At 60.5% G+C, this 16,389-nt stretch carries 9 protein-coding genes and 1 pseudogene; 3 read left to right on the forward strand and 7 right to left on the reverse strand.

Features of this window, described 5'->3' with window-relative positions:
* Positions 1–9: 9 nt before the first annotated feature.
* The 4 genes and pseudogenes from CFBP1590_RS10560 to CFBP1590_RS10575 all read right to left on the reverse strand — a co-directional run bounded on the left by CFBP1590_RS10560 (position 10) and on the right by CFBP1590_RS10575 (position 7,127).
* Complete coding sequence (locus CFBP1590_RS10560; RefSeq protein WP_088234978.1) at positions 10–2,730, reverse strand: nitrate reductase; 2,721 nt, start codon at positions 2,728–2,730, stop codon at positions 10–12.
* A 20-nt stretch (positions 2,731–2,750) separates the two neighbouring features.
* Positions 2,751–3,956, reverse strand: a pseudogene (locus CFBP1590_RS10565) (NAD(P)/FAD-dependent oxidoreductase); the annotation flags it as partial.
* A gap of 290 nt (positions 3,957–4,246) precedes the next feature.
* Positions 4,247–5,908, reverse strand: coding sequence for a bifunctional protein-serine/threonine kinase/phosphatase (locus CFBP1590_RS10570; RefSeq protein ID WP_088234980.1), 1,662 nt, complete (start codon positions 5,906–5,908; stop codon positions 4,247–4,249).
* Positions 5,909–5,915: 7 nt separating this feature from the next.
* Positions 5,916–7,127 (reverse strand): nitrate/nitrite transporter, encoded by a 1,212-nt coding sequence (locus CFBP1590_RS10575; RefSeq protein WP_029244459.1) that lies wholly within the window; start codon positions 7,125–7,127, stop codon positions 5,916–5,918.
* 1,385 nt (positions 7,128–8,512) lie between these two features.
* Here CFBP1590_RS10575 and CFBP1590_RS10580 point away from each other — a divergent pair.
* Positions 8,513–9,763, forward strand: a complete 1,251-nt coding sequence (locus CFBP1590_RS10580; protein ID WP_088234981.1) for a glycoside hydrolase family 68 protein — start codon at positions 8,513–8,515, stop codon at positions 9,761–9,763.
* A 292-nt stretch (positions 9,764–10,055) separates the two neighbouring features.
* Here the strand turns inward: CFBP1590_RS10580 and CFBP1590_RS10585 are convergent, their stop codons facing one another.
* Together CFBP1590_RS10585 and CFBP1590_RS10590 are read right to left on the reverse strand one after the other, a co-directional pair.
* Complete coding sequence (locus tag CFBP1590_RS10585) at positions 10,056–10,631, reverse strand: ANTAR domain-containing response regulator (protein WP_004885658.1); 576 nt, start codon at positions 10,629–10,631, stop codon at positions 10,056–10,058.
* A gap of 14 nt (positions 10,632–10,645) precedes the next feature.
* On the reverse strand, positions 10,646–11,857 hold the full coding sequence (locus CFBP1590_RS10590) for a CmpA/NrtA family ABC transporter substrate-binding protein (protein ID WP_058431220.1): 1,212 nt from the start codon (positions 11,855–11,857) through the stop codon (positions 10,646–10,648).
* A 251-nt stretch (positions 11,858–12,108) separates the two neighbouring features.
* Between CFBP1590_RS10590 and CFBP1590_RS10595 the strand changes: the two genes are divergently transcribed.
* Positions 12,109–13,140: a quinone-dependent dihydroorotate dehydrogenase gene (locus CFBP1590_RS10595; RefSeq protein WP_088234982.1), complete on the forward strand. Its 1,032-nt coding sequence runs from the start codon at positions 12,109–12,111 to the stop codon at positions 13,138–13,140.
* A gap of 141 nt (positions 13,141–13,281) precedes the next feature.
* Here the strand turns inward: CFBP1590_RS10595 and rmf are convergent, their stop codons facing one another.
* The gene (rmf, locus tag CFBP1590_RS10600) at positions 13,282–13,497 is read right to left on the reverse strand and encodes a BatR family protein (RefSeq protein ID WP_002553055.1); all 216 of its coding nucleotides are present in this window, start codon (positions 13,495–13,497) and stop codon (positions 13,282–13,284) included.
* Between the two features lie 589 nt (positions 13,498–14,086).
* Here rmf and rlmKL point away from each other — a divergent pair.
* The gene (gene rlmKL, locus CFBP1590_RS10605) at positions 14,087–16,342 is read left to right on the forward strand and encodes a bifunctional 23S rRNA (guanine(2069)-N(7))-methyltransferase RlmK/23S rRNA (guanine(2445)-N(2))-methyltransferase RlmL (RefSeq protein WP_088234983.1); all 2,256 of its coding nucleotides are present in this window, start codon (positions 14,087–14,089) and stop codon (positions 16,340–16,342) included.
* Positions 16,343–16,389 lie beyond the last annotated feature (47 nt).

Genomic DNA, 16,389 nt, shown 5'->3' on the forward strand with positions numbered 1-16,389 from the left:
CTGTGTTCCTCATTCAGTGACCATCACGGTGTTGATCAGTCTTTTTATTTCAGGGACGCAGGAACCGCACATCGTCCCGCAGCCTAATTGTTTCTTCAGTTGATTCAAGTCCAGGCCAGCTTCGACGCCTTTCAGCACGGCGCTCTGTTTGACGTTCATGCAGTTGCACAGGGTCTTGTCGCGCGCTTGCGAACCATCCTTGCCCGGCTGGCTGCTCAGTGGCGCGAGCAGCCAGCGGCGCAGCGGTAGATCGACGCGCTCTTCGAGCCACAGCGTCTGCAACCAATGCTGCGCCAGGGTCTCGCCGGCCAGGCGGATGGCGGTAATACGACCGTTGTCGATCCGCACCCGCTTGCCGATGGCGCGCTTGGGGTCGTCGTAGGCCAGTACCGGACCTTCAGCGACACTCAGCAACACGTCGATCTGTTGCAGCAGGCTCGCGTCCGGCGCAACAGCGTTTGCGGCTCGAATCACCAGGGCAGGGCGTTCGCGGCCGACGAGGCCAAGACTCAGGTAGGTGAATGATCCACACAATGAGCGCAGACGCTCCCATTGCTGCTGCACATCGCCTTCCACCAGCGCAAAAAACTGCCAGGGCAGATCGGCTTTTTCAATCCTGACGCCAGAATGTTTGAGTTCCGGCTGTTTTGAAATCGGGTCATACGCCGGCTGGGTCAGGACATTCACGCCACCCTTGAGGAAGCGATCGCCCCAGTGCATGGGCAGGAATGCCTGGCCGGGACGTACGCTGTCATCGCTGCTCACCGGCAAATACAGTTCACCGCGACGGCTGACCAGTTTGATCAGATCGCCGGCCTGCAACGCATGCAGTTGCAAGTCTTGCGGGTGCAGACCCAGCACCGCTTCGCTGACGTGGCCGAACAGGCGGGCAGCGGTCCCGGTCCGGCTCATGCCGTGCCATTGGTCACGCAGGCGACCGGTGTTGAGGGTCAGCGGGAAGTCGGCATCGCGCAGTTCCCTGGCAGCCACGTACGGCTCGCTCAGGAACTGCGCACGGCCCGATGGGGAAGGGAAGATGCCATCCGCATACAGGCGCGGCGTACCGACGCTGGTGCCCACCGGGAATGGCCATTGCTGCGGCCCCTGACGGTCGATCAATGCGCGATCAATGCCTGACATGTCCAGGTCGCGCCCGACGGTCAGGCCTTTGAATTCATCGAACAGGGCGGCCGGATTCCTGAAGTCGAACAGGGCGGGCGCTTCGGGCTGCAGCCGATGTTGCAGGCGTTGGGCGAAGTCCACGGTGATCGCCCAATCCGGACGTGCCTGGCCGGGAGCCTGAATCGCCTTTCGCACATTGGAAATCCGTCGCTCCGAGTTGGTTACCGTGCCTTCCTTTTCACCCCAACTGGCGGCGGGCAGCAACAGGTCGGCGAAGCGTGCCGTTTCAGTGGTCTTGAACGCTTCCTGAAGCACCACGAACGGGCAGGTCTGCAGCGCTTCTCTGATTCTGTTCTGGTCCGGCAGTGACTGCGCCGGGTTGGTACAGGCAATCCACAGCGCCTTGATCTTGCCGCTCTGCAGCTGTTCGAACAGCTCGATGGCAGACAGACCGGGGTTGGCGGGCAACTGGTCGACGCCCCAGTATTCGGCCACTTCGGCGCGATGTTCCGGGTTGGCGGCTTCGCGATGGCCCGGCAGCAGGTTGGACAGGCTGCCGGTTTCACGGCCACCCATGGCGTTTGGCTGGCCGGTGAGCGAGAAGGGGCCGGCGCCAACGCGGCCGATCTGGCCCGTTGCGAGGTGAAGATTGATCAGCGCGCTGTTCTTGGCGCTGCCCGCCGTGGACTGGTTCAGCCCCATGCACCACAGTGACAGAAAACTGGGCGTTTCGCCGATCCAGCGGGCGCAGGTCAGCAGTTGCTCGAGCGCAATGCCGCACAGCTGTGCGACGTGCTCCGGGGGGTAATCGCGGACCAGCGTTTCGAGGTCGTCGTAGCCCTGAGTGTGTGCGGCGATGAACGCCTGATCGATAAGTCTTTGAGAGATCAGCACGTGGAGAATGCCGTGGAATAAGGCCACATCGGTGCCGGGCTGAATCGCCAAATGCAGATCGGCCAGTTCGCACGTGTCGGTACGCCGAGGATCGATGACGATGAGTTTCATCGCGGGTCTGCGGCTCTTCGCTTCTTCCAGACGACGGAACAGAATCGGATGGGCGTAGGCCATGTTGCTGCCGACGATCATCACGCAATCGCTCAGCTCGATGTCTTCGTAGCTGCAGGGCGGGGCGTCGGCGCCGAGGCTGCGTTTGTAGCCCGCCACGGCCGATGACATGCACAGCCGCGAGTTGCTGTCGATGTTGTTGGTGCCGATCAGGGCGCGGGCCAGTTTGTTGAATGCGTAGTAATCCTCGGTCAGCAACTGGCCGGATATGTAGAACGCCACGCTGTCCGGGCCATGCTTACGGATGCTGTCGGCGAATACGTTGGCAGCGTGGTCCAGCGCCGTATCCCAGTCGGTGACACTGCGGGCCAGATCTTTGCCCAGGCGCAGTTCCGGGTAAAGTGCGCGCGCGTCGATGTCGCCGGTCAGGTGCAGGCTTGAGCCTTTGCTGCACAGTTTGCCGAAGTTGGCCGGGTGCTGCGGGTCGCCACTGACGCCCAGAATGTTCTGCCCGTCGTGCTCGATCAGCACCCCGCAACCCACGCCGCAGTAGCAGCAGGTGGATGCCGTGATTTGAGTGGTCGGGATCGCCAGGCGGGTCATGCGCACGCCGCCTCGGTCGGAGCGGGTTCGCCGAACATCAGGTGGTTGCGAATGGCATCGATGCCCTGGCCTTCGCGAATCTGTTTCAAGTACCAGCTGCCATCGGCGGTGTCGCCGTACAGGCACGCACCCACCAGCACGTCATTCTTGATGACCAGTTTTTTATAGATCCCGCTGATAGGGTCGGACAGGGTGATGCTTTCCGTGCCTTCGCCACCCAGAAAGTCGCCAGCGGAGAACAGGTCGATTCCCGTCACTTTCAGCTTGGTCGACGTCACCGAGCCCTGGTAACGGGCGAAACCCAGCTGCGCAAGGTGATTGGCGCAGACCCTGGCCTGTTCGAACAGAGGTGCGACCAGGCCGTAGGCGATGCCTCGATGGCTGACGCACTCGCCGATGGCGTAGATACGCGGGTCGTAGGTCTGCAGCGTGTCGTTGACCAGAATGCCACGGCTGCACGGCAGGCCAGCCTGTTCGGCTAGTTCGGTATTGGGACGAATTCCGGCTGCCATCACCACCAGATCAGCGGCGATGACATCGCCGTTCCTGAAGCGCACGGCTTGTACGCGACCGTGATCGTCGCCCAGCAAGGCCTCGGTCTGCTCGTTGAGGCGAAAGCTCAGACCGCGCTGTTCAAGCGCGGCCTGAAGCATCAGACCGCTGGTCTTGTCCAGTTGACGCTCCAGCAGCGTTTGTCCGTTATGGACCACTGTGACCAGCATGCCGCGCATGCTCAGGCCATTGGCCGCTTCCAGGCCCAGCAGACCGCCGCCGATAACCACCGCGCGCTTGTGCGTGGCGGCAGTGTCGATCATTTCCCGGGTGTGGCCGATGTCGCGATAGCCGATCACGCCCTCCAGCGTGTTGCCGGGAATCGGCAGAATGAACGGGCTCGAACCGGTAGCGATCAGCAGGCGGTCGTAATGGGCCTGCGTGCCATCGTCAGCGATCACCAGACGCTTGATGCGATCAATCCTGACCACGCGCCGGTTCAGCAGCAACTGAATGCCGTTGTTTTCATACCAGGCGAGGTCGTTGAGTACGATTTCTTCGAACGTCTGTTCGCCCGCCAGCACTGGCGAGAGCAGAATCCGGTTGTAGTTGGGGTGTGGCTCGGCACCGAAGACTGTGATGTCGTACAAGTCTTCGCTTAATTTGAGCAACTCTTCGAGTGTGCGCACGCCGGCCATGCCGTTGCCAATCATCACCAGTTTGAGTTTTTTCATCGTGCCTCCGAGTCACCGTCAGGGTGCGCTCGACAAATTGCGCGCAAACAAAAAAGGCGTCCCGTCAGTTGCCTGACGAGGACGCCTTTGTCCGGTCCCGTTCTCTCGGGAAGCGCTGCCTTCATCGTTGAGGGCGGCGCGTTATGAAACTTCTGAGGGAGATCATGCAGCGGTTGTGCCAACTCTGATCAGGCTGCGAATGCGGGGGTTCGGGTCGATTGCGGGAGAGTTGCCTGCACTGCGTTGAGGCGCGTTGCACAGAAGCGGGGCGATGTAGGGCGGCTCAGCGCTTAATGGCGGCTCATCAGCCAGATCAGGCCGACCAGATTGATCAGCAGAGAAACCAGTGCCAGCGTACGCCATACCTTCAGCGGCTCGCGCTCCAGCAATGGCCTGGGTCGCGCGACCACAGGGCGTTGTTCGGCCTGTTCCAGTTCAAGCTGCCACTGCTCGGCGGTTTCATAACGCTGGGCGGGATTGGCCTGCACGGCCTTGTCCAGACTCTGGCTCAGCCAGAGCGGCAAGTCGGGCCGGTAGCGACTGGCCGGAATCGGTGTGCCGAAGCGGCGGTGCTGAAAAGCCTCGATTTCGCCATACGGATACTGACCGGTCAGCAGGTAATAAAGCGTGACGCCGACTGCGTACAGATCCTGTTGCGGATCGGGTTCGGCACCGTTGAAGGCCTCCGGTGCAATGTAGCTCGGCGTGCCAGGCAAATCCTCTGCATTGGCCGCAGACAGGCCGGGACAGAACGCCAGACCGAAATCCAGCAGGCGCAACTCGCCGTCGTCACCCAGCAGCAGGTTCTCCGGCTTGATGTCGCGATGGATGATGTTGCGTCGATGCAGAAGACCCGTGGCCCGTAGCAGTCGAGTGGCCAGATCCTGCCATTGCGCCAGTGGCAGGGGGCCGCTCAGGGAGAAGAGATGGGCGAGCGTGCGCCCGGAGTATTCGCGCATGGCGTAATACAGATGCTGACGCTCGGGCAGCGGATGGATTTCTGGAAAGAAGCGTCCGGCGACCCTGCGCAGGAACCATTCCTCCAACAGCAGGCCCTGACCTGCACCGGGTTCGTCATGCCGGGCAGATGGCAGCGTCTTGATCAGCCAGGGCAGCCCATGAGCATCGTGGGCGCGGTACAGAATGGATTGCCGCGACTGGGCTAGCACATTGCCAATACTCCAGCCTTCAAACACCTGGCCGGGTTTGAGTGCCGGCGGTAACGGCCATTGCTGTAACTGCAATAGTGCATCCCCGAGATCATCCTCGCCCAGGCTGTCGACCTGGATGAGCAGGGCGCTGGCATTGTCCTGACTGCCCGCCAGATGCGCCGCGCTGACCAGGGTTATGACTGCGGCATCCAGATCGTCCTGTTCGGTCAGGATCGAGCGGATGCTGGCATCGCCCAGCGTCGCCCAGATGCCGTCGCTGACCAGCAGCAGGCGCTCGCCTTCACAGAGCTCGCCCTCCAGATAGTCCATGACCACGTACTGATCCAGCCCCAGCGCACGCTTGAGCACGTGCTGCATGTCGGCCTGTTCCCAGACATGGTCTTCACTGATGCGTTTGAGCTTGCCGTCTTGCCAGCGATACGCGCGACAATCGCCCACGTGGGCGAGGGTGAAGCGTCTGCCGCGCAGGACCAGCGCGCTGAGGGTGGTCAGCAGACCGTTGGCCAGCAGCCAGCGGTTCTGGGCCAGCAACAGACGATCCAGAGACTGGGCCACGCCCCAGGTCTCTGGTGTCGAGTAGTAGTCCAGCGCCAGCGCCTGCAGTGTTGACTGCGCAGCCAGCGCACCATCGGCACACTGACTGACCCCGTCGGCCAAGGCAAACAGATAACCCTTGCTGGCCGCCAATGCTGCGACCGGGGTCACCAGACGCAGGGCGTCCTGATTCTCAGGTCGCGGGCCGCTGGCGCTGAACTCGGCAAAGCGCAGTTGCAGCGTCATGGACCGGTCAGACCCGTGCTGCGGTCACTGCCGCCGAACCCCAGGTGGTTCTCCAGCGGCGCTTGACGTTCATCAGGCCGAACCAGGCGAGCACGGCCAGGCTTGCGAACAGCCACAGGCCCAGCTGATAGTCACCGGTGTTCTGCTTGATGCTGCCAAGGCCTGCGGCCAGCAGGAAACCACCGATGCCGCCCGCCATGCCGATCAGGCCCGTCATGACGCCGATTTCCTTGCGGAAGCGCTGTGGCACTAGTTGGAACACCGCGCCGTTGCCAGCGCCCAGGCCCAGCATGGCGGCGACAAACAGCGCCAGTGCAGCCCACGAGCTTGGCAGGTTGAAACCCACTGCAGCGATGCCGATGGCTGCCACTGCGTACATGGCGGTCAGCGTGCGGATGCCACCGAAGCGGTCGGCCAGCGCGCCACCCAGCGGACGCATCAGACTGCCGCCGAACACGCAGGCTGCGGTGTAGTAACCGGCCGTGATCGGGCTCAGGCCGTACTGGTCGTTGAAGTAGCCGGGCAGGGCGCTGGCCAGGCCGATGAAGCCGCCGAAGGTCACGCTGTAGAAAAACATGAACCACCAGCTGTCCCGGTCGCCGAGGGCCTTGAGGTAGTCGGCAGTGGACTTGGGCTTGCTGCGCTCGGGTGCATTGCGCGCCATCAGCGTGAAGGCGATCAGGGTCAGCACCAGCGGGATCAGCGCCAGACCGAACACATTGCCCCAACCGAAACTGGCGGCAAGAACTGGCGCGATCAGCGCGGCGAGTACGGTGCCCGAGTTGCCGGCACCGGCGATGCCCATGGCTTTGCCTTGGTGCTGAGGCGGATACCATTGCGACGCCAGCGGCAGCGCGACGGCGAACGACGCGCCCGCCATCCCCAGGAACACGCCCAGCAGCAGCACCTGTTCATAGCTACGGATGCCCAGTTGCCAAGCGGTCAGCAGGGCACCGATCACAATCACCTGACCGATGATGCCAGCGGTCTTGGGCGACAGCTGATCGGCCAGCAGGCCCATGAAGAAGCGCAGTATCGCCCCGGCCAGAATCGGTGTGGCGACCATCAGGCCGCGTTGTTGGGTGGTCAGGTGCAGGTCGGTGGCGATCTGTACCGCCATCGGGCCCAGCAGGTACCAGACCATGAAACTCAGGTCGAAGTAGAGAAAGGCAGCGAACAGGGTCGGTCTGTGACCGGCCTTCCAGAAGCTTGTATCCATTGGCACACCTCATCATCTGCTAGCGGGTCAGTCGGGGTTTGTGCCCTCGACGTGGAAAATTTCAGACGCTGTGGCGGAGTGTTCCGAATACCGGCGACTCCACCGGCCCCATCGCCGGGGCCAAACGCAAAAAACGTCGCCTCTCTGTCCGCGTGAGCGAAAGAGATGAGCGACGTCTTTGTCGTGAGTGGTGGCAACCGCCGTTGGCTACCTGAGGGTGCTAAAGCAAGAGGCGGGCCATATGCAGTTTTCTTCCTGGGCGATTGGCAGAGGCCGCATGGCAGCATGCTGTGACCTGAAACGCCGGGTGAGCAGGTGTGATGGCAGCCGAGTCCCGATGACCTTGAACCGGGCACCGATGGCATCGGCCGCCGCAAAAAAGTGCGAGCGGCTTCTCCCGACACAAGTCCGCCTCAACACTGATCGTGCCCATCGCTCTGCGCTCATCGTTCTACACAAGTCATCTGGCTATTCAGAGATACAACGGCACTGACGCGCTTTTGTAGCGCGATGGCATGAACACTGCAGAACGCGACGTGGGTGAAGGCTGAGTCCTGGCGCTGATTCGGGGGGGCAATCGGCATGGATGCCGATTGAGCTGCACTGGGCCATGGATGGCCCATTTGCAGCGACCCCCGAATCAGTGTCAGGACGAAGGAACCCCGGCGAAGCCGGGGCCGGAACCGGAGCGAAGGACTTTGGCTACTTTGGTCCCTCAAAGTAGCGCGCCGTAAGGGCGCAAAGGTGACCTGAGCCAAGCGCTCGGCTCACTGAATCCGCAATCTGTGCCATCTGTGACGCGGAGCGTCACGGGAGGCATGCCCACGCAGAGCGATGGGCACGATCATTTCTCCATAAGGACTTGTGTGTAACGATGAGCGCAGCGCGCAGCTTTTGCAGTAATAGCGTTGTGAAATATAAGCGTTGATCCAATAACAAACGCCACTATCAATACACTTTGATTAAAGCAGAATGACATTGTTTTGATGCCTTTGTATGACGAGGTCAATACTGAACGAAACCGAATATTAATATTGGTTCATGTGTATTTTGAAAAAAAACAGGCAGTTGCTTAACGGTAGGGAATATTTAATTTACTTTCGCATCTGTCTCTGAGAGGATCCTTTTCGTCGTGCAGAACACGACGCCTCTCGAGAGGGCGATTCATGTGCAATAGGCCAGCTTGCAATAAAGTGGCTTATTGAAATCAACTGATGAGTGCCCAAGTGCCTCCCATCATTTTTCTGTTGTTTCGGCCTTTCGTTAATGGATGAATGCCGTGATTGCAGAGTTTCAGAACGCACTTCAGCGATGTAATAAGTTTGCATGCTGCCTTGTCTTCATCTATGCGCCGGACGTGTCTGGCGTCAATAAAGGACATCAACATGAGTAACGTCACTTACAAGCCTACCGTGTGGACCCGGGCCGATGCGCTCAAGGTCAACGAAAACGACCCTACCACCACCCAGCCGCTGGTCAGTCCCGACTTTCCGGTGATGAGTGATACGGTTTTCATCTGGGACACCATGCCACTGCGCGAGCTCGATGGCACGGTGGTGTCCGTCAACGGCTGGTCAGTGATCCTGACACTCACGGCTGACCGGCATCCGAACGATCCCCAGTATCTGGGACCCAACGGCCGCTATGACATCAAGCGTGACTGGGAAGATCGTCATGGTCGTGCCCGCATGTGCTACTGGTATTCCCGAACCGGCAAGGACTGGATCTTCGGTGGGCGCGTCATGGCCGAAGGCGTATCGCCGACGACTCGCGAATGGGCCGGTACGCCGATCCTGCTCAACGACAAGGGCGACATCGATCTTTATTACACCTGTGTGACGCCGGGCGCTGCCATTGCCAAAGTACGTGGCCGTGTCGTGACGTCTGACAGCGGTGTAATATTGACCGACTTTACTGAAGTCAAAACATTGTTCGAAGCCGACGGCACTTATTATCAAACCGAAGCCCAGAACTCTACGTGGAACTTTCGTGATCCCAGTCCGTTTATTGATCCCCGTGATGGCAAGTTGTACATGGTGTTCGAAGGTAATGTGGCCGGCGAGCGCGGTTCACATACAGTAGGGCCGACAGAACTGGGGCATGTACCGCCGGGTCACGAGGATGTGGGCGGTGCCAGATTTCAGGTGGGCTGTATTGGCCTGGCGGTTGCAAAGGATCTCAATGGCGACGAGTGGGAAATCCTTCCGCCGCTTGTTACTGCGGTGGGTGTAAATGATCAGACCGAACGTCCGCACTATGTATTTCAGGACAATAAGTATTACTTGTTCACTATCAGTCACAAGTTTACGTATGCCGATGGTATAACCGGCCCTGATGGCGTTTACGGGTTTGTCAGTGAACAGCTGTTCGGCCCATACCAGCCCATGAATGCGTCAGGCCTGGTGCTCGGGAATCCGCCTTCGCAGCCTTTCCAGACCTATTCGCACTGCGTGATGCCCAACGGCCTGGTGACGTCGTTCATCGACAGCGTGCCGACCACCGGACAGGATTTCCGCATCGGTGGCACCGAGGCGCCTACCGTGAAGATCCTGCTGCAGGGCGACCGCTCGTTCGTGCAGGAATCGTATGACTATGGCTACATACCGCCGATGAAGAATGTGGTGCTGACTCAATAGTCAGACTCACAGCGGCTTTGGGCGGCCTGCCACAGTCCCGGTCGTAAACAGGACTGTGGGAGGCGCCACCACGTCTTCGACGTAGCGCTGTCGCGCAGCAAACTTGGTGGGAGCGGACTTGTCCGCGAATGCAGTGTTTCAGCCACCGCATATGCGTGGGATGTACCGGCCTTTTCGCGGACAAGTCCGCTCCCACGACGTCCGGTGTTTGCCGCGCGGCAGTGTTACATCGAAGACCTGGTGGCGCCTCCCACACGTGGTGTTTCGTCAGTAACTCTCCCGATCTACCTGTTCAACCCAGCATTTCACTCATCGAGATGATCTGCTCGGCCACCTGAATCAGCTTCTGCTGGCGGCTCATTGCCTGGCGCCGCATCAGGGTATAGGCCTCTTCCTCGTTACAGTCCTTCATTTTCATCAACAGTCCTTTCGCCAGTTCGATGCGTTTGCGTTCTGCCAGTTGCTGGTCGCGGGCGTGGAGTTGCGCGCGCAGGGCCTGGTCGCTCTCGAAACGGGCCATGGCCACGTCGAGGATGGGCTGCAGGCGTTGGGCCTGAATGCCTTCGACGATATAGGCGCTGACGCCGGACTTGATCGCCTGACGCATCACGCCAGGGTCGTGCTCATCGGTGAACATCACGATCGGGCGGGGCTGGTCGCGGCTGACCAGGACCACTTGCTCCATGACGTCACGACCGGGCGATTCGGTGTCGATGAGGATCACGTCGGGGCGCACCGCGTCTACGCGTGCGGGCAGGTCGATGATGAAACCGGATTCGTCGATTACCTCGAAGCCTGCCTCGATCAGGGCGGTTCTCAGGCGACCGACTTTCTTTGGCGTGTCATTGATCAGCAGGATACGCAGCATGGTCACGTTCTCCTTCAACGACGGGCGGCGACGGGCACGTTATCGGCCCAGGCGTTGATCTTGAAACTGCGCGCATAGGCCGCCGGATCACTGCCGTCCCAAACCCTGCCATCGATCAACTGACTGCTGCGCAACGTAGCGCTCGGTACCTTGATGCCCAGTGCCTCGGCGGCCTGTCGATACAGTTCCAGCTGCTGGACACGCTCGGCAACGGCCAGATAATCCGGGTCTTCACGCAACAGCCCCCAGCGGCGGAACTGGGTCATGAACCACATCCCGTCCGACAGCCATGGGTAATTGACTTGTCCCTGACCATGAAAACTGACGGCGTGGTGGTCTTCCCAGTGATTGCCGAGGCCGTCGCTGTACCGGCCCAGCAGGCGCGGCTCGATGCAGTCCAGCGGTGTGTCCAGATACTCGGCACCGCTGAGCAGTTGTGCGGTGCTGCGTCGATTATGCTCGCTCTCCTCGATGAAACGACTCGCTTCCAGCACGGCCATGACCAGCGCTCTGGCGGTATTGGGGTTCTGCTCGACGAATTCGCGGGTGCAACCCAGGACCTTGCCCGGATGGTCGGGCCAGATGGTCTGGCTGGTGGCCATGCTGAAGCCCAGTTGTTGACTGACTGCACTGGCGGCCCAGGGCTCTCCGACGCAGAAACCGTCGATACGGCCGGCCTGCAGATGCTGAACCATCTGCGGCGGCGGCACGACCACACTGTTCACGTCGTCCAGCGGATGAATGCCCTGGCTGGCGAGCCAGTAATAAAGCCACATGGCATGGTTGCCGGTGGGAAAGGTCTGGGCAAACGTCAGTTTCGGACCGCTTTGGTGCACGCGTTTGTCCAGTGCCTCAGGAGTGATCACGCCACTCTCCTGTAGGCCGCGCGACAGGTTGATGCATTGGCCGTTCTGGTTCAGCCCCATCAGAATTGCCATGTCCCTGGCCGGACCGCCGCTGATGCCCAGTTCGACGGCGTAGATCATCCCGTAGAGACTGTGTGCCGCCTGCAACTGGCCACTGACCAGCTTGTCTCGCAGGCCGGCCCAGGAGGTCTGGCGCTTGAGGTTGAGGGTCAGGCCGTAAGGCTGGGCAAAGCCCTGGGTCGCTGCAACCACCAGCGAGGCGCAGTCGGTCAGGGCCATGAAACCCACATCCAGGCTGTTCATCTCGGGCGCATCGCTGCCGTTGACCCAGTCCAGCGCATTGCTTGTTCGTACGTTCATGGCACTTGCTTCATAAAGGACATCCAGAAAAAAGGCGTCGTCCAGCCCCTGCAAGGTGCAAGTGCCGGAACGACGCCGTTGTCCGGGCAGCGCTCCGTCGTTGGAGCGCGTGCCGATAACGGTTTCAAGCAAGGCATATGCCAGCGCTCGGCGGTTCAGGGTAACAAGTTTTTTGCATGCCTCGCGTGCAGGGCCTTCACGCGGCTATAATCGCGCCCCTGAATTCAGCTTCTCACGAGCCTCGCCCGCCCATGTATAACCTGGCCCGCCAGTTACTGTTCAAGCTTTCCCCGGAAACCTCCCATGACCTGTCGCTGGACCTGATCGGTGCCGGTGGGCGTCTGGGCCTCAACGGCCTGTTGAGCAAGGCCCCGGCCAGAGTGCCGGTCACCGTCATGGGGCTGGAGTTTCCCAATCCTGTGGGTCTGGCGGCCGGTCTGGACAAGAACGGCTCGGCCATCGACGGCTTCGCGCAACTGGGCTTTGGCTTCGTCGAGATCGGTACCGTCACGCCGCGTCCGCAGCCGGGCAACCCCAAGCCACGGATTTTCCGTCTGCCCCACGCCGAAGCCATCATCAACCGCATGGGCTTCAACAACCTGGGTGTCGACAATCTGGTCAGCCGTGTGCAGGCCGCGAAGTACAAAGGCATTCTGGGCATCAACATCGGCAAGAATTTCGACACGCCGGTCGAGCGTGCCGTGGACGACTACCTGATCTGTCTGGACAAGGTCTACGCCCACGCCAGCTATGTGACCGTCAACGTCAGCTCGCCCAATACACCGGGCCTGCGCAGCCTGCAATTCGGTGATTCGCTCAAGCAACTGCTCGAGGCCCTGAGTCTGCGTCAGCAGGAACTCACGCAGCGTCATGGCAAGCGTGTGCCACTGGCCATCAAGATCGCCCCGGACATGACCGATGAAGAAACCGTACTGGTCGCCGCCGCGCTGATCGAATCCGGCATGGACGCGGTTATCGCCACCAACACCACCCTCAGCCGCGAAGGCGTCGAAGGTCTGCCACATGCGGACGAGGCGGGTGGACTGTCGGGCGCACCGGTTCGCGAGAAGAGCACTCACACGGTGAAGATACTGGCGGGCGAGTTGGCAGGGTGCATGCCGATCATCGCTGCGGGTGGTATCACCGAAGGGCGTCACGCGGCCGAAAAAATGGCGGCGGGTGCGAGTCTGGTGCAGATCTACTCGGGCTTCATCTACAAGGGGCCGGCACTGATTCGCGAATCGGTGGATGCGATCGCGGCAATGCCGCGTCAGCAGGTCTGAATCGCAGGCAAAAAAAGGGGCTCTTGAAGAGCCCCTGGGCTTTTGGCCCGCCGCCCGGATAGGACGTGCATGGTATGGGTGTAGATGATCAGTCAATAAAGCTTTGATGGACTGGTCGGGGCCTGTGTCTCCATAGGCGCGTTATCCGACCGCGTGAAGTTCGTTGAGTCTGTGGATTCCCGCAGTGCCGGTCATACCGTCCCAATTGTCGCCGCGTCCTTCTCGCCATCCATTGATCCATGCCTGGCGTACTGACGGTAGAGTAAAAGGGCAAAGCTCACGGGATTTACCATGAACGCCGTACTGATATCCGCGTAAAAATGCTCTTTCCAACGGATCACGCTTAAGTCTTCTCATAGGGTATTGCCCTCGTCTGTTGACTGTTATATCCCTGAGACCTCATGGTGAGGTCGGGCAGAAAGGTCTGCCGTTGGTGCCCGCTGCCGGCGTCGCGGGCCTTGGTGTCAGAACCGTTGCGGTAATGACCTGAGGTGATTTCTAACCAAAGCTTCGGACCCTGTGAATGATCGTTTTGTCATAAGCACGTCACATTTAGGTCTGTCGGGCGATAAGGAAGGTCGGGTTTCAACACCGTTTTTTGGCGCAAGCCTTTTGACGCGGGCGTTTCAGACCGGATTGAGAGCGCGTCTCAGACGCGGATGATGGCTGAATGCTTTAAGCGTCTATTCGACGAAGGGTCGAGATGTGACTTTTTGTTGCCCACTTCGTCGGGTTGAATAGCCGCTCTTCATATAGCAAAGCTATGTTGAGAGCGTGATGGATTGAAAACTGCCGCATTTACGCTGCCCTGGTCTCAAGGCAGGTTTCATGCGGCGGATCGGCACATTCAACGTGCCACGCAGGCGTTCTCCAAGAAAGGCGCCTGTTTAAAATCTGGTCGGGCAATGCGTTGCCCGCCGCTGACGGCTCAGGCCCTGGAATACACATGTCGGATCGCTACGAACTTTTCCTCACTTGCCCAAAAGGCCTCGAAGGACTGCTGGCCGAAGAGGCCACGGCCCTCGGTCTCGAGGATACCCGCGAACACACCTCGGCCATTCGCGGTTCGGCCGACATGGAAACCGCCTACCGGCTGTGCCTGTGGTCCCGCCTCGCCAACCGCGTGCTGCTGGTGCTCAAGCGCTTCCCGATGAAGGACGCCGAAGACCTGTATCACGGCGTGCTCGACGTTGAATGGCACGACCATCTCGAATCGGATGGCACCATCGCCGTTGAATTCAGCGGTCACGGGTCAGGCATCGACAACACCCACTTCGGCGCGCTTAAGGTCAAGGATGCAATCGTCGACAAATTGCGCACGCCGGACGGCGAGCGTCCTTCGGTAGACAAGATCAACCCCGACCTGCGCGTGCATCTGCGTCTGGACCGTGGCGAGGCGATTCTGTCCCTGGACCTGTCCGGTCACAGTCTGCACCAGCGTGGCTATCGCCTGCAGCAGGGCGCTGCGCCCCTGAAGGAAAACCTCGCCGCCGCCATTCTGGTGCGTGCCGGCTGGCCGCGTATCGCTGCCGAAGGTGGTGCGCTGGCTGACCCGATGTGTGGTGTGGGTACCTTCCTGGTCGAAGCCGGCCTGATTGCCGCCGACATTGCGCCGAACATCAAGCGTGAGCGCTGGGGCTTCTCCGCCTGGCTGGGTCACGTTCCGGCCCTGTGGCGCAAGCTGCACGACGAGGCGTTGGCACGTGCCAAGGCAGGCCTTGCCAAACCGCCGCTGTGGATCCGCGGCTATGAAGCCGACCCACGTCTGATTCAGCCCGCGCGCAACAACATCGAGCGCGCAGGACTGAGCGACTGGATCAAGGTCTACCAGGGTGAAGTCGCCACGTTCGAGCCGCGTCCGGATCAGAACCAGAAAGGTCTTGTCATCTGCAACCCGCCATACGGCGAGCGTCTGGGTGACGAAGCCAGCCTGCTGTATCTCTACCAGAACCTGGGTGAGCGCCTGCGCCAGTCGTGCCTGAACTGGGAAGCGGCGGTATTCACTGGCGCGCCTGATCTGGGCAAGCGCATGGGCATTCGCAGTCACAAACAGTATTCGTTCTGGAACGGCGCGCTGCCCTGCAAGCTGTTGCTGATCAAGGTGTTGCCGGATCAGTTCGTCACCGGCGAGCGTCGTACCCCCGAACAACGTCAGATCGAGCGCGAAACGCCCGTCGAGACCGAAGTCGAAGTTGAAAGAAAATTCAACAAGAACGGCAATCCGATCAAGCCCGCTCCTGTGGTGGTCGAACAGCCACGCTTGAGCGAAGGCGGGCAAATGTTCGCCAACCGCCTGCAAAAGAACCTCAAGCTGATGGGCAAGTGGGTACGCCGTGAAGGCATCGATTGCTATCGCGTGTACGACGCCGACATGCCCGAGTATTCGATGGCCATCGACCTGTACCACGACTGGGTCCATGTGCAGGAATACGCCGCGCCCAAATCCATCGACCCGGAGAAGGCTTCGGCACGTCTGTTCGATGCGCTGGCGGCCATTCCGCAGGCGCTGAACATTGACAAGAGCCGCGTGGTGATCAAGCGTCGCGAGCGTCAGAGCGGCACCCGCCAGTACGAGCGTCAGAGTGCGCAGGGTCAGTTCCTGGAGGTGAAGGAAGGTGGCGTCAAGCTGCTGGTCAACCTGACCGATTACCTGGACACCGGTCTGTTCCTCGACCATCGCCCGATGCGCATGCGTATCCAGCGTGAGGCGGCCGGCAAGCGCTTCCTCAACCTGTTTGCCTACACCGCGACCGCCAGCGTTCATGCGGCCAAGGGCGGTGCGCGCAGCACCACCAGCGTCGACCTGTCGCGTACCTATCTGGACTGGGCACGCCGCAACCTGTCGCTGAACGGTTTCTCGGACAAGAACCGTCTGGAGCAGAGCGATGTCACGGTCTGGCTGCAGGCTTGCCGCGAAGAGTACGACCTGATCTTCATCGATCCGCCGACCTTCTCCAACTCAAAGCGCATGGAAGGGGTGTTCGACGTACAGCGCGATCAGGTCGAGCTGATCGATCTGGCCATGGCGCGTCTGGCACCGGGCGGCGTGCTGTATTTCTCCAACAACTTCCGCAAGTTCGTGCTCGATGAAAACCTCGGCCAGCGCTATGCCGTTGAGGAGATTACCCAGCAGACCATCGACCAGGATTTTGCCCGCAACAGCAAGATTCACCGGGCCTGGAAGATCACCGCACGGGCCTGATGCCGGGTCTGATGAACGAATCTGTGCGCGACTTGCGCAGGTTCGTT

Source organism: Pseudomonas viridiflava (assembly GCF_900184295.1).
GTDB classification, from domain to species: domain Bacteria; phylum Pseudomonadota; class Gammaproteobacteria; order Pseudomonadales; family Pseudomonadaceae; genus Aquipseudomonas; species Aquipseudomonas viridiflava.